General features: G+C 63.1%; 12 protein-coding genes and 1 riboswitch. Of the genes, 5 read left to right on the top strand and 7 right to left on the bottom strand.

Annotated elements, in window-relative coordinates:
• Position 1: 1 nt before the first annotated feature.
• The 4 genes from pstC to AB8841_RS01025 all read right to left on the bottom strand — a co-directional run bounded on the left by pstC (position 2) and on the right by AB8841_RS01025 (position 4,736).
• Complete coding sequence (gene pstC, locus AB8841_RS01040) at positions 2 to 970, bottom strand: phosphate ABC transporter permease subunit PstC (RefSeq protein ID WP_370434032.1); 969 nt, start codon at positions 968 to 970, stop codon at positions 2 to 4.
• 36 nt (positions 971 to 1,006) lie between these two features.
• A complete protein-coding gene (gene pstS, locus AB8841_RS01035; RefSeq protein WP_370435499.1) occupies positions 1,007 to 2,041 on the bottom strand; it encodes a phosphate ABC transporter substrate-binding protein PstS in 1,035 nt (344 codons plus the stop codon).
• Between the two features lie 169 nt (positions 2,042 to 2,210).
• A complete protein-coding gene (locus AB8841_RS01030; RefSeq protein WP_370434031.1) occupies positions 2,211 to 3,518 on the bottom strand; it encodes an ATP-binding protein in 1,308 nt (435 codons plus the stop codon).
• A 159-nt stretch (positions 3,519 to 3,677) separates the two neighbouring features.
• Positions 3,678 to 4,736 (bottom strand): lysylphosphatidylglycerol synthase domain-containing protein, encoded by a 1,059-nt coding sequence (locus AB8841_RS01025; RefSeq protein WP_370434030.1) that lies wholly within the window; start codon positions 4,734 to 4,736, stop codon positions 3,678 to 3,680.
• Between the two features lie 252 nt (positions 4,737 to 4,988).
• Here AB8841_RS01025 and AB8841_RS01020 point away from each other — a divergent pair, with 252 nt between their 5' ends.
• Positions 4,989 to 6,380 (top strand): sensor histidine kinase, encoded by a 1,392-nt coding sequence (locus AB8841_RS01020; protein ID WP_370434029.1) that lies wholly within the window; start codon positions 4,989 to 4,991, stop codon positions 6,378 to 6,380.
• Between the two features lie 149 nt (positions 6,381 to 6,529).
• Complete coding sequence (gene cobU, locus AB8841_RS01015; protein ID WP_370434028.1) at positions 6,530 to 7,075, top strand: bifunctional adenosylcobinamide kinase/adenosylcobinamide-phosphate guanylyltransferase; 546 nt, start codon at positions 6,530 to 6,532, stop codon at positions 7,073 to 7,075.
• A 10-nt stretch (positions 7,076 to 7,085) separates the two neighbouring features.
• On the opposite strand, the gene AB8841_RS01010 is transcribed toward cobU, so the two are convergent.
• Positions 7,086 to 7,940, bottom strand: a complete 855-nt coding sequence (locus AB8841_RS01010; protein WP_370434027.1) for an ABC transporter substrate-binding protein — start codon at positions 7,938 to 7,940, stop codon at positions 7,086 to 7,088.
• A 15-nt stretch (positions 7,941 to 7,955) separates the two neighbouring features.
• A riboswitch (cobalamin riboswitch) is annotated at positions 7,956 to 8,175 on the top strand.
• A gap of 36 nt (positions 8,176 to 8,211) precedes the next feature.
• Here AB8841_RS01010 and AB8841_RS01005 point away from each other — a divergent pair.
• Together AB8841_RS01005 and AB8841_RS01000 are read left to right on the top strand one after the other, a co-directional pair.
• On the top strand, positions 8,212 to 10,185 hold the full coding sequence (locus AB8841_RS01005) for a TonB-dependent receptor plug domain-containing protein (RefSeq protein ID WP_370434026.1): 1,974 nt from the start codon (positions 8,212 to 8,214) through the stop codon (positions 10,183 to 10,185).
• A 530-nt stretch (positions 10,186 to 10,715) separates the two neighbouring features.
• Entirely contained in the window at positions 10,716 to 11,777 is a 1,062-nt protein-coding gene (locus tag AB8841_RS01000) for a transglycosylase SLT domain-containing protein (RefSeq protein ID WP_370434025.1), read from the top strand.
• Here AB8841_RS01000 and AB8841_RS00995 read toward each other — a convergent pair.
• Both AB8841_RS00995 and AB8841_RS00990 read right to left on the bottom strand, forming a co-directional pair.
• The gene (locus AB8841_RS00995; protein ID WP_370434024.1) at positions 11,732 to 13,033 is read right to left on the bottom strand and encodes an MFS transporter; all 1,302 of its coding nucleotides are present in this window, start codon (positions 13,031 to 13,033) and stop codon (positions 11,732 to 11,734) included. The two genes, AB8841_RS01000 and AB8841_RS00995, sit on opposite strands and share 46 nt — an antisense overlap.
• Before the next feature lie 141 nt (positions 13,034 to 13,174).
• Complete coding sequence (locus AB8841_RS00990; protein ID WP_370434023.1) at positions 13,175 to 13,405, bottom strand: hypothetical protein; 231 nt, start codon at positions 13,403 to 13,405, stop codon at positions 13,175 to 13,177.
• Positions 13,406 to 13,580: 175 nt separating this feature from the next.
• Between AB8841_RS00990 and rfbD the strand changes: the two genes are divergently transcribed.
• Positions 13,581 to 14,477, top strand: coding sequence for a dTDP-4-dehydrorhamnose reductase (rfbD, locus tag AB8841_RS00985; RefSeq protein WP_370435498.1), 897 nt, complete (start codon positions 13,581 to 13,583; stop codon positions 14,475 to 14,477).
• Positions 14,478 to 14,523: the final 46 nt, after the last annotated feature.

The raw sequence follows: 14,523 nt of genomic DNA, 5'->3' as shown, positions 1-14,523 counted from the left end.
CTTAGCGTGTCTTCACACGGGCGATCAGAAGACGCGCGAGTGCCAGAACGATGAACGTGACCACGAACAGAATGCATCCCAGCGCGAGCAGGGCGTTCATCTGCATCCCCGCCGCCTCGTTGAACTCGTTGGCGATGCGGGACGCGATGGTCGAGCTTGGATCAAAAAGCGACAGCGACAGGCGATTTGCGTTGCCGATCACGAAAGTGACCGCCATCGTCTCGCCGAGAGCGCGGCCGAGGCCCAGCATGACCGCGCCGATGATGCTGACGCCCGCCTGCGGAAGCAGAACGTAGCGCACCACTTCCCACGTCGTGCAGCCGATCCCGTAGGCGCTTTCGCGCAGCACGGTCGGGATCTGATCGAGGATGTCGCGCGTGATCGAGGCGATGAAGGGAATGATCATGATCGCCAGGATGATTCCCGCCGTCAGCATGCCGACGCCGGACGGAACGCGGGCATACAGGACGGTGCCCAGGATCGGCATGCCCTCGACGATGGAGTTCAAGGGAATCTGGACATATTTCGCGAACAGCGGAGCGAAGACGAAGAGGCCCCACATACCGTAGATGATGCTGGGCACGGCGGCCAGGAGCTCGATCACGGTCGAGACCGGACGGCGAAGCCAGGGTGGGCACAGCTGAGTCAGGAAGACCGCGATGCCGATGGAAACCGGCACGCCGATGGCAAGGGCGATGAGGGCCGACGTGAGTGTGCCGGAGATGGCGACCCATGCCCCATACTGGTCCTGGCCGACATTCCAGGCGCTCGATGTGATGAATCCGAAGCCGAACTCCCGGAAGGCAGGCCACCCGCCATAGACCATCGTGCCGATGATCCCCGCGAGAACGGCAAGGACGACCAGGGCGGAGCCGTAACTGGCCCACCGGAAGCCCTGGTCGAAGGTCGATGAGGAGCGGCGGACGGTCGGCATGCTCGATACGGCAATCTTACCAGACACAACAGCCATCCGTCTTACTCCTCCAGCCAAAGGCTGCCGTCAACTTTACTTCTTATAGACCGGCTGACCCGAGGCGGCCTTGATGTCGTTCGCCCAGGACGTGCGGATCTGCTCGACGACGTTGTCGGGAAGCGGCACGTAGTCAAGGTCGGAAGCGAGCTTGCTGCCGTTCTTGTAGGCCCAGTCGAAGAACTTCAGAACCTCGGCGGTCTGCTCGGGCTTCTCCGCAGTCTTGTGGACCAGGATGAAGGTGGGGTTCGTGATCGGCCAAGCATCGTCGCCAGCCTGGTTGGTCAGCGAGATGCCGAAGCCGGGAGCCGACGACCAGTTGGCGCTCGCGGCAGCGGCCTGGAAGGACTTGATCTCCGGCTGCGGATACTTGCCCGCCTGGTTCTGCAGAAGGGTGTAGGGGATGTTGTTCTGCTTGGCGTAGGCGAATTCCACATAGCCGATCGAGTTCGGAACCTGCTTCACGGTCGCGGCCACGCCTTCATTGCCCTTGCCGCCCTGGCCGACGGGCCAGTTGATCGTGGTGCCGGCGCCGAGCTCCGACTTCCAACCCTCGGACACTTGGGAGAGGTAGGTGCTGAACACGCTGGTCGTGCCGGAAGAGTCGGAACGGTAGACCGGGGTGATGTTGGCGCTGGGGAGATTCACGCCGGCATTCAGCTGGGCGATCTTGGGATCGTTCCACTTGGCGATCTTGCCCTGGAAGATGTCGGCCAGAACCTGTCCCGTCAGCTTGATCTGACCAGCCTGAATGCCCTGGATGTTCACCACCGGAACGACGGCACCCATCACGGTCGGGAACTGAACGAGCTCGTTCTTCTCGAGATCGGCCCCCTTCATCGGGGCGTCCGTGGCGCCGAAATCGACGGTCTTCGCCTGGATCTGCTTGATCCCGCCGCCGGAGCCGATCGATTGATAGTTCATGCCGTTGCCGGTCTCTTTCTTGTAGGCTTCAGCCCATTTCGAATAGACCGGGAAGGGGAAAGTCGCGCCTGCGCCGGTGATGTCGGCAGCGGACGCTGCAGTCGAAAGGCTCGCGAAGGCAAGGCCGGCTGCCATGGCGAAGGACATGATCTTCACGGTAAATCTCCTGTTCATACAAGCGCGGCAGGCAGTTCAAGGACCGCTTCCGGGCCGCGCGAATGGACAGCTAGGGCCGACGCATGTCGGCTCTACGACGGTTGGATGACAAATAGATGACACCCCGAAAGGATCCCCGGCAAAGACCCGGAATCCAACATCAATCGAAGGTTGGGGCCTCGGGAAGCTTGACCGTGAAACAGGCGCCCTGCCCCGGCTCGCTCGCAATGTCGAGCTCGCCGCGATGGCGGTTGACGATATGCTTGACGATGGCCAATCCCAAGCCCGTACCGCCCTTGTCCCGGCTCTGGGCCGCGTCGACCCGGTAGAAACGCTCCGTCAGGCGCGGCAGATGCTCCGGAGGGATCCCGGGCCCGTAATCCCGCACCGACAGGATCGCGCAGCGGCCCTGACGGCCTGCATCCGCCTGGGTGCTCTCGATGGCAATGTCGACGGCGCCGCCGCTTTCGCCGTATTTCACGGCGTTCTCGATCAGGTTCTCGATCACGCGCAAAAGCTCGTCCCGATCGCCGAATACGTGAACCGGCCGTGATGGCAGGGTCGTGCGGATCACCACACCCTTTGCCTTCGCGGCCGGGGAAAACGTCTCGACCATCGGGGCGACGAGAGATCCGAGATCGACGGTTTGCGTCGGCGAGACATGGGCCCGCATCTCGATGCGCGAGAGGGACAGGAGATCATCGATCAGCCGTTTCATGCGCTGGGCCTGGACACGCATGATTTCGAGGAAGCGCTCCCTCGCCTTGGTATCCTCCCGGGCCGGTCCCTGGAGGGTTTCGATAAAGCCCAGGAGGGATGCCAGAGGGGTCCTGAGCTCATGGCTGGCATTGGCCACGAAATCCGACCGCATGACCTCGAGGAGCCTCGCCGAGGTGAGATCGCGGAAAAACAGGACGACGCCCGGCCGAACTCCTACATCCGTAGCCTCCGGACGCAAGGGCCCGATATGGACCTCGAAGGTCCGTTCCGTCGGAACCCGTTCGGAATATTCGACCCGTAACGGGGCCCCCGTCTCGAGGACCTCCTCGATCCCATCGAGCACATCGGGGCTGCGGAGGGCAAACGACAGCGGATGACCGACCTTCAGGCCCGGCAGCAGCCTGTAGGCTGCCTTGTTGGCCTCGAGGACCACGGCACGCCTGTCGATCAGGATCACGGGGTCCGGAATGTGGGCCAGCACGGCCTCGGCCATGGTGCTGTGGGCGGATGATCTTGGACGCGGCTGCAGAGCTTGTCCCAATCGCTTGCGCGGCAGCCCGCCCGCGGCAGCGCTGAGCATGAGGGCCCCGAGGACGCCCGCGACGAACCAGCCGTCGCCGTAGCCACGCCACAGGGCGACCGCACTCAGGACCAGGCTCGTCAGGGCGGCTCCTCGGAAGGCCGCCACGCGCAGCGCTGCCACGTGGGGCGGGCCGCCGTCCGGCCTGATCTCACTGGTGTCGGTCATGATGTTGCAGAGCCCCGGCTGGATGTCGCGTCAGGTACTACAGCATCGAACCCAAAAGTGGACTTGCATTTTTGGGTTCGATCCGCTGCTCCCTTCCGAGATGAGCGCATCGTTGCGAGCGGATCCGGCGGGCCGCGCTAGGACGCGCGCTCCGAAGAGTCATCTCCCGGCCGATCCCTCCTCGGCAAGCTCCTCGTCGGGCTTGAACGCCCCTCGCGAGGACCTCAGACGGTTGCGGACTTCATAGGCGCCCAACAGGGCCAGGGCCACCACGAATGGAACGAGATAGTAGCACAGGCGATAGAGCAGGAGCGCACCCAGGACCGGCTCGCGGGGATAGCTCGATAGCGCCAGAAGGATCGTGGCCTCGAAGACGCCGAGGCCGCCGGGCGCATGGCTCGCCACGCCCAGCATGACGGCGAAGATATAGACAGCGAGGAAAGTCTCGAAGCCGAGGCCGTGCCCTCCGGGCAGAAGGATGAAGAGCACCCCGGCCCCGGCGCAGACATCGCAGGCGCCGATCAGGATCTGGGCCAGAGACAGGCGCAGGCCCGGAAGCTCGAGCTTCCACCCCTGGATCCGGACGATCCGGCGTTTGAACGAGACCCAGACCAGATAGCCCAGGACGAACACGGCCGCGGCGAGGCCGATCAGCTGATTGACCCAGATATGGGTATAGACAAGGCTCGCTAGCTCGTCCGCCTGCCGGATCATGCTCGTGGCCAGGACCAAGGCCATGCCGAGCCAGAAGGTCACGCCGGTGATCACCGTAAGGCTTGCCACCCGTCCCGGACTCACTCCTTTGGGAGAATAGAGCCAGTAACGGACCGTGCCGGCCGTGAGCAGGGGAAAGCCCAGGGTAAAGCTCACCGCATAGGACGTGAAGGAGGCCATCGCGGTGGTGCGATACGGGATCTTGAGCTTGAGCTGTCTCAGCGCGATGGCATCATAGCAGGTCAGAAGGCTGTAGCTGATGGTGGTGAAAAGAATCGCCAGGCCGATCTGGCGCAAGCTCGCCGCCGTGAAGGCGGCCTTCAGTTCGTTCACGTCGATTTCAGAGACGATATGCCAAAGAACGACAAGGGATGCCCCGAACAGGATTACACTGGCGCCCATGCCGATCCAGGCGAAGCGGCGCGAGCGGCGCTCCTTGGGATGCAGGGCGTCGGCAGATGCGATGTCCGGCGGGGCAACCGGATTGGGGCTCATATCGTTCATGAAAGGGTTCAACCAGCCTCGGCGTCCGATGCCGCTTCAGGGTTCAAGGGCTGTCCTGCATCTATGCGCTCCGGCTGCGGAGCGCCAGATACGGGCGGCTTCTTAGTCCTTTCTCCCCTCAGGGGCTACTCTTTCGCCATTAAAATCACAAATTGAGCACGATTTAGGTTGTCAGCATCAAAAAGGCCTTCAAGAATGAAGTTCCCTTTGGCAGGAGAACAGGCGGCAAGTCGCGCCCCCAGGGAGACCCGAGTGGATTTCAATGCAGCGGAAAATCAGTTTGCCGTTCTGGCGGAATCCTTGCCCCAGCTCGTCTGGTCGGCCCGTGCCGACGGGTCACACGATTATTTTAACCGCCGCTGGCATGAATTCACGGGTCTGACCCCCGAGCAATCCGAGGGAGACGGCTGGCTCAATGCGGTGCATCCCAAGGACATGCCCGAGGTTCGGGTGCAATGGCTGCGATCGATCGAGACCGGGGCACCCTATGAATGGGAATACCGGATCCGAAACGCCGGGGGCCGTTACGAATGGGTCCTCAGCCGCGCCGTTCCGATCCAGGCCCTTTCCGGCGACACGATGCGCTGGTTCGGCACCAGCACCAATATCGATGCCCAGAAGAGGGCGGAGGAAGCCGTCCGTAGGCTGGAAACACGCTATCGCCTGGCCCTCGAGGCGGCCGATCTCGGCACATGGCAGATCGATCTGGAGAAGAAGCAGGTTCTCTGGGACGAGGGCACCTGCGCTCTCTATCGGATCCTGCATGACGGATCACTCAACCTTCCCTTGAGCCAGGTCATCGACATGATTCACCCCGATGACCGGGATGAGGTGCAGGCCCGCATCGCGAAAGCCTGCGACCCGCAATGGGACGGCCATTACGAGAGCGAGTACCGGGCGATCCTGCCCGACGGGAAACTCCGCTGGTTCCGCTCGGTCGGGCAGGCCTTCTTCGCGGTCGACGGGGACAAGCCCCATGCCGTGATTCTCTCCGGCGTGGTCAGCGACATCACCGAGCGGCACGCTTTCGAGGAGGCCCAGCAGCTCCTCACGCGTGAGTTGAACCATCGCGTCAAGAACCTGTTCGCCATCGCCAACGGCATGGTCTCGATGACCGCGCGCACGGCCAAAGATCCGAAGGAGATGGCGACCGCGCTCCGCGGCCGCCTGAGCGCGCTCTCGCGGGCTCACGAGCTTGTACAGCCCGCCTCCGCCATCGCACAAGGATCGGGGACGGATGTCGATCTCGCCCGACTGTGCGAAGCCGTGCTCGAGCCTTATCGTCAATCCAGCTCTGACCGGGTCGACATTCAAGGACCGAGCGTTCGTGTGGGCTCCAACACCACGACGAGTCTTGCGCTGGTGCTGCATGAACTGGCCACGAATGCCGCCAAATACGGCTGCCTTTCGAACCCGGAAGGCCGTTTAGCGATCCGATGGACCGTTCACAACGAGACGGTCGATCTCCACTGGACCGAGGGCGGGGGCCCCACGGTCGAGAGCAAACCGGATTTCGAAGGTTTCGGCACGCAGCTCTCTCAGAGAAGCATCGCGGGGCAGCTCGGCGGCACGCTGGAGCAGGAATGGCTGCGCGAAGGCCTGCGCGTCCACATGACCCTTCCTCTCAATCGCCTGACGGGCTAGAGCATCGGACGCGGGAAGTGGATTTGCACTTTTGGGATTGAATCCGATGCTCTCTCCTCGAAGAGCGCATCGTTCTTGCGAAAAACCGGGTCCACTTTTTGGCACGATGCGCTGACGACCCTCACGACCTGCACCCTCCGGAAACGCACATGACCTTTCACCGCCGTGTCCTCGTCCTGGGCGGCGCACGCTCAGGCAAGAGCCGGCTCGCCCAGCAATGGGCCGAGGCGGCATCGACCGCCCGCGTTCTCGTCGCGACGGCGCAAGCCTTCGACGACGAAATGCGGGAGCGCATCGCGCATCATCAATCCGAGCGCGATGCGTCCTGGCAGGTGGAGGAGGCACCGCTCGACCTCGTTTCGGCCATTCGCGCGACTGCCGCACCCGATCGTGTCGTGCTCGTCGACTGCCTGACCCTATGGCTCTCCAACATCATGCTGGACGGACGCAATACCGAGCATGAGATCGACGCACTGCTCGATGAGCTGAAGGCGCTGAAAGGTCCCCTTCTCCTCGTCTCGAACGAGGTCGGCCAGGGGATTGTCCCCGCGACCGCTCTCGGCCGCGCATTTCGCGACGAGCAGGGCCGGCTCAATCAGCGGATCGCAGCGGCATGCGATGCCGTCGCCCTCGTCGCCGCCGGGTGCCCGGTCCTGCTCAAGCCGGCCCCTCCCCTGAACCTGCGCCTCGGCTGAGTCGGCCCTTTCAGCGCACCTTCGCCTGGATTTGCGCCGCCAGTGCGTCGATGAGCGCGGGCGTCGAAGGTCCGCCACAGAGCGCGAGCTTGCCCGGAACCACGAGGCGGCGCTTGAGCGGCACGGCATGCATGAGGGCCGGGTGAGAGAAGATCGCCGTTCCATTGTCCACCGCGCTCCCGGCCTCCTCGTCGACGACGAGATAATCGGGTGGAGACGTGACGATGGATTCGAGACGGGCCACACCGCCATAGGGCGCTCCCAAGACCTCCTGATGAAGCCGGAAACCCATGTGCAGCAAGAGCTCGTTCATGGGCGAATCCGCCGGAGAAACCCACCCGCCCCGGTCATAGACAAGAATGCTGGGCCTGCCCTTGACGATGTCCTTCGTCCGGAGAAGCGCGGCTTCGATTCTGGTGATCAGGTCCTCGCCGCGCTCGGGATGTCCCAATGCGCGCGCCATCGCTCGGATCTGCTCCTGCCCCTCCGTCAGGCTCGCCCACGGCCCGAGAGGCAGGACCTTCAGCCCCTGGGCCTTGAGGAGCGCGGCCTGGTTGTGTTGGCCATAGGTCCCTGACAGCACGAGATCCGGACGGCTGAACAGGATCGTCTCCGCCCGTCCGTCGTTGAGGGAGATGCCCCTGGCCTGTTCGACCATGACCGAGACCGACGGATCCATGACGAGATGGCTCAGAGAAGCGATCTGCCCCCGATCCGCGAAGGCCAGCAGCATCTCGTCCGTGCAGAGATTGAGAGAGACCACATGCCGGGGTCGCTGCTGCGCCTCTGCCACGCCCCCCAAAGCAAAGGCGATGCAGATGGGCCACATCCATCCGGAAAACCGATCGAGGCGCAGTTGCGGCATAACGGGCAAGCTCGTAAGAGAGGATCCGACGTTGGTGCCTCACATCGTGAGGTGAAACGGGAACACGGTGCGGACCTGGTCCTAATCCGTGGCTGCCCCCGCAACTGTGAGCGGTAAGCGGCAATCCTTCATGCCACCGAACCCTCGGGCGCGACAAGCGCAAGAGGATTTGGGAAGGCGGATTGCTCGCGATGACCCGCAAGCCAGGAGACCGGCCGGCGTCGAGAACGCAACCCGTATTGCTTGCCGGCGGGGCGAGCAGGAGGTCTCCATGGTCGTGCCTTTGCGCCGCATCTTCGCGGCATCCGTATCTTTATGTGTCATTTCGCTGGACGCCGCCCTGGCCCAGGCGTTCGCCGATTCCATCCCTGAGCCCGACTTCGTGGTCACGGCCACGCGCTCGCCCCTCGCCATCTCGCAGGCCGGCAGCGCGATTTCGGTGATTCCCGGCGAGGAGATCGAAAAAGAATCCCCGAAGAGTCCCGCCGATGTCCTGCGCCGTGTGCCGGGCGTCACCGTCGTCGAGACCGGCGGTCCCGGAGGGACGACGACGGTGCGCATTCGCGGCGCCGATGCCGGGCAGACCCTCGTACTGATCGACGGGATCCGCGCGAACGACCCCTCCTCCGATGCCGGCGAGTTCGACTTCTCCAATCTGTCCGCCGTCGATATCGAGCGGATCGAAGTCCTGCGCGGCCCGCAATCCGCCATCTACGGCTCCGATGCGATGGGCGGCGTGATCAACATCATAACCCGCAAGGGCAAGGGCGCGCCGCGTTTCAGCGTCGGCGTGGAGGGCGGCAACTATGGCACCAAGGCCGGGCGGGCCGCGGTTTCAGGCAGCGAAGGCCCCGTCTCCTACGCGTTCTCGACGACAGGCTTCGACATGACGGGCTTCTCGCGTTACGGCTACCGGATCGGCCGTATCGAACACGCGCTTACCTCCCCTCTCGAAGCCGACGGCGCACAGCGCCTGGGCGCGGCGGGACGTGTCGCGGTCGCACTTTCGCCGAACACCGAATTCGAGATCGGAGGCTATACGAGCCACAACAAGGCTGATCTCGACAACGATGCCGGCTTCGATGCGCTGCCCGATGGCCCCTCCTCGACGCGGCAGCGTCTCTACGAAGGCCATGCGCGCCTGACGCAGAAAGCGTTCGACGGCATTCTCAAGAGCAGCTTTCTCGTTTCCGGCAGCCGTATGGATCGCGATTACCGTCTGATCGGCTCATATGCCTTGCCGAGCCTCTATTGGGATGAATACGGATATCAAGGCGACCGCCTGTCGGCGGAATACCAGGGCGATCTGAAGCTCGGAGCGCTTGGTCTGCTGACGCTGGGCGCCAAGGTCGAGGAAGAGACGTTGGTTTCCACGACGCGCAATGTTCTCCCGTTCGAGACACCGACCTACGACAATGTCGATGCATCACAGACGACGCGCTCGCTCTATGCGCTCCACCAGTTCAGCCTCATCGAGAATCTCCATCTCTCGCTGGGTGGTCGCATCGACGATGTCGAGGGAGGCGACACTTTCGGAACGTGGCGCGCAACGGCGGCATACGACATTCCGGACTCCGGCACCAAGCTGCGGGCCAGCATCGGCACAGGCGCGAAGGCGCCGACCCTGTATCAGCAGTTCGATCCGTTCTCCGGCACGGCCGATCTGGAATCGGAGCGCTCCATCGGCTTCGATATAGGCCTCGATCAACGCCTTGCGGACGACCGTGTGCTGATTTCGGCAACATTCTTCGCCAACCGCTTCCGAAACCTCATCGCCTACGAGATGGCGGAAAGCTGCCGCCCGGAGCAGATCTATGGCTGCTTCATCAATGTGAACCGGGCCCGCACCAGCGGCGTGGAACTCTCGGCCGATGTGGACGTCGTTCCCGCCTGGCTTCGCATGAAGGCGAACTATACCTTTCTCGAAGCTTTCGATGAGGACACGGACCTGCGCCTTGCGCGCCGTCCGCAGCACCAGGGCCGTCTCGGCCTGATCATCACGCCCATGCCCGGGCTCTCGATCGAACCCTCCGTCGTGCTTGTGGGAAGCCGCTTCTCGTCTCCCGGAGAGGGGTACGAACTCGCGCCTTATGGGCGCATCGATGTCTATGCCGATTACAGGATCAGCGACACCTTCAGCGCCTATGCCCGCGCAGAAAATCTCACCGATGCGCGCTATCAGGAGGTCTACGATTACGGCACGGCCGGTCGCTCCTTCTACGCCGGCTTGCGCGCAACGTGGTAAGAGCCACGGATGGCGGACGATAAAGGATCGGCGCTCCTGAAGCGCCGAGCCTTAGAGCTTCGGACGGGTTTCCTTCCGATGCTCCCTCCTGGTGGAGCGCATCGTTTGAGCGAAAAGCCAGGCCCACTTTTTCGTCCGATGCGCTAGCGCTGCCGGAATTGTGGCAATTGCGTGCACTTGTGCAGCCCCTGCGCTAGGATCACGACGCATTTTGAGCGTCAGGGCTCCTACGACTGACCTTGCGACAACCTGTCCCGAAATTTGTTTGGAACCGGACGGCAGAGCCTGAAAACCCCTTTGTTCAGAGAGCTTACTCCCTGAAACGAGAGGTGACGGTTTGTCGCGATACGGAACATTTGCCTAGCGAAAGGTCAAGCTGACCTATTCTGGACATATCCCCCTATCACATACTCGCCCTCGTCAATGAAGAAGGGCTGCGCACCCGTTTTGCGGAGAAGCAGTCAATCCTGTGGGGGCTATTCCGAATGCAGGTTGCTCTGACAGCGCTTCACCGCGCATGCCAGTCATCGGTGTTTCGTCACAAAGACAGTGCTTTTATCGGGCTGCAGGCGCGCGATGCGCTCCAGAGCCTTTCTACCTTTTGTACCCGCCATGCTCTGCTCACCGTCGTCGCGAGTGTGGCCCTGGGTACCTGCGCGGCCGCAGGGGCGGGAGCCTCACCGGCTGCTCTCGCAGCACCTTCGCAGGACCAGGCTGCGCGCCCCTTCGACATGGCGCCTTGGCCGACCGCGCAGATCGGCACGGCCGACCCTCTCGAAACCATCACTCCGGTCGACCCTGCAGGGACGCTCACCTATGCCCGGTTGCAGGAGCTTTTCATCACCTCGATGCCACTCACCAATCCGCCTGCCGCGGAAGGCGATGTGGGGAATGACGTTGACCCGACTCCTGTCGAGTACGTGGATTTCGAGGAGATGCGCGTCCCGCGCTGGATCGTCGACACCATCCTCCGCGCGTCGGAGATCACCGGCGCCGATCCCGTCTACATGATGGCGCTCGCCGATAAGGAATCGAGCTTTCTTCCCGGCAATAAAGCCTCCACCTCGTCCGCTGTCGGCCTTTTCCAGTTCATCACGAGCACGTGGCTCGAAGCCGTGCAGTCGTTCGGCGCAAAATACGGACTGATCATGGAAGCCTCGTCGATCGAGAGGCAGGATGGGAAGCTCACGATCCCTGACGAAGCCAAGCGCGAATACATTCTTGGCCTGCGCCGAAATCCTTACATCTCTGCCCTCATGGCAGCGGAGATGATGAAGCGCGACAAGACGAAGATCGAGGCGAAACTCGGTCGAAAGCTCAGCCGCTCGGAATTCTATCTCTCGCACTTCTTCGGGGTGGACAGCGCGAGCAAGTTCATCGCCCTCGTGGACGACACGCCGAAGAAGAGCGCAAAGAGCGCGTTCCCCAAAGCGGCCGAGTCCAACAAGTCGCTCTTTTATGCCAAGGACGGCAAGAAGACCCGGCAGCTCAGCGTGTCCGAGGTCTACGGCAAGATCGATACGATGATCGACAAGCGCCTGAACCGCTATGAGGACGTTTCGTCCCGCGTCACCGCAGAAGCCGAGTTCTGATCCGGCCCTGCGCCGTCCTCCGCCTGATCGCTCGCGGCAACCTCCGTCCGGGCCACCACCGTGGGGGCAGCGGAGTTGGTGGAAGCGACCACGAAGCCGCCCATCACCGGCGCACGCTGAACCCGGACGATGCGCAGGATGATGAAGGCGACGAGTCCCAGGGAGGCGACTGCCGAATAAATGAAAAGGCCGTCAGGTCCCAGCAGCTCCATGGCGGCGGCACCGAACAGGGGACCGACCGTAACGCCCGCCGCCCACGAGAAGAGAAGCGTGCCGACCGTCGAGACGATGCGGCCGGGCTCGACGATGTCGCAGGCATGGGCCACGCACACGGAATAGATACAGAGCGCCAGGCCGCCCCAGGCGGCGAAGCTCCACAGGATCATGTCCTGGGCCCCATGTGCGCTCGCGAAGAGAATGAGCATCGAGACCAAGCTCGTGCCCGCCGCCAGCCCGGCGATGATGTAACGTCTATCCGCCCGGTCGGAGAGCCAGCCGAGCGGCCATTGCAGCACGAGACTTCCGGCCTGGAGTGCGAACAGAAGCGCCGCAGCCCGCTCCTGGCTCATTCCGATGCTCACCCCGAAAACCGGCGTGATGGCGATCACCGGCCCGTTGACGAGGCCCACCACGAAGGAGCCGACGACGGCCGAGGGCGCGAGGGCGAAAAGATACCGGACGTCGACCTTCACGCCGACCGGCGCCGGCGGCTCCTTCGTGCTCGTGGCGGCGATCGGAAGCAGGGACAGCGATATCACGGCACTTACGGCCATGAACAATCCGTCGGTCCCGATATCCCCGAAGCTGATGCCGAGCGGCGACAGCATCAGGGCGATCTTGGTGGCGATCATATAAAACGAGAGAATTCGTCCGCGATGGCTTGATGAAGCACGCGCGCTGATCCAACCGTCCGTCACCGTGAAGATGCAGGCCAGCGTCACGCCCGTCAGCCCGCGCAGAATCACCCAGGCCAGTGTGGAATGGGCCTGCGTCATCACCAGTACGAGCACAGCGACCATGGCGGCGAGGCTCGCGAAAGCGCGGATGTAGCCGACATGGCGGATGAAGGCCGGAGCCAGGAGGCACCCGGTCGAGAAGCCGAGGCCGTACCCCGCCGCCACGATGCCGATCGCGGAGACCGAAAGGCCTTCGGCCTGCATGCGCAACGGCATGACAGCCTGGAGCAGGCCATTACCGGCCTGCAGCAACGTGGTGGCGACCGTAATGGTCCAGATCAGAGCGAGGGAAGAATTCACGATCACGCAGGGAAAGGCAGCGGCGGGCACCGCGCCAACACCGCGTCAACAAAGAGAGAGCAGACACCCTGCAAGATCAAGCCCCGATCCGCACCGATGACTCAAACTTCTGTCTACATCGCCGCAAACGATGCCATGGGCTTACAGGTGCATCGCGTTTTTGGGAAAGCTCGCGAACAGATAGTACCCGTTGAACCGGACCCCGGTCATGGCGGCCTGCCTGTCGAAGCCAAGCGGAAGCTCGCCCATGTCGAGGCGCCCACCGAACTGCCATTGAGGCCCGGTGACGAAGGCAGGAACCGAACGCTCTTCCGGAACCGCACAGACAAGGCCGTCCTGCTGCGTGCTGCGGAACAGGTTGTAAGCGTACATGCCCTCCTCCATGGTCATCCTCGTTGCCATCACGAATCGCACTATGGAGACAAACCGTGACGGGAGTGTGATATTGCGGCGCAGCAACAATGGAAGGCGCCGGATCCTTAAGCGGAACCGGGCAACGCCTTCAAGAATCCAGGTCCCCGTCCCTGGCAGGGAGCATTGAATGCCCATGCATATCATCGTGATCGGCAAGGAAGGGCAAGTCGCCCGTGCCATGGCGGAGCGCGCCTCCACGCATCGGGCCGAGACCCTTCTGCTCGGACGGCCCGAGCTGGACCTCGGCGAACCATCGGCAATCGAGGATATCCTGCGGCGGACAGGCGGCGATCTGATCGTGAATGCGGCGGCCTACACGGCTGTCGATCAGGCTGAAGCGGAGCCGGGAGCGGCAGAGGCGGTCAACGCAAGCGGCGCCGGCACCCTCGCCGGCGCCGCCCGGGCGATGGGCGTACCTTTCATCCAGCTTTCGACGGATTATGTCTTCGACGGCACCCTTCCTCGCCCTTACAGGGAGGACGATGCCGTCCATCCTTTGGGGGCCTATGGCCGTTCCAAACTCCTCGGAGAGCAGGCTGTCGCCGCCGCGACCGACGATCACGTGATCCTGCGGACGGCCTGGATCTACAGCCCGTTCGGCAGGAATTTCGTCAAGACCATGCTTCGACTGGCGGCGGATCGGGACGAGATCGGCATCGTCGCCGACCAGATCGGCTCTCCGACAAGCGCCCTCGATCTCGCCGACGGCATCTATGGAGTGGCCAGGAATCTTCTCGAGAACCCTCAGGAGGGCAGGCTCCGCGGCATCTTCAACATGGCCGGGAACGGCTTTGCGAGCTGGGCCGAATTCGCCTCCGAGATCTTTGCCGTGTCGGCTCGCCTGGGTGGTCCGTTCGCCAGGATCCGCCCTCTGTCGACGGCGGACTACCCCACGCCGGCGAAGCGGCCCGGCAACTCCCGTTTGGACTGCGCGAAGCTCGAAGCGATTCATGGTATTCGCCTTCCGGTCTGGCGCGCCTCCCTGGAGCCCTGTCTCCTACGGCTGATCGGCGAGGTCTCCGGTCGATAATCCCCGTTAGACGAAGGGCGGGTTCATTCCTCTTAAAAAACATTTG

The organism is Microvirga sp. TS319 (assembly GCF_041276405.1).
GTDB lineage: Bacteria > Pseudomonadota > Alphaproteobacteria > Rhizobiales > Beijerinckiaceae > Microvirga.
This window is presented reverse-complemented; position numbering and strand designations above follow the sequence as displayed.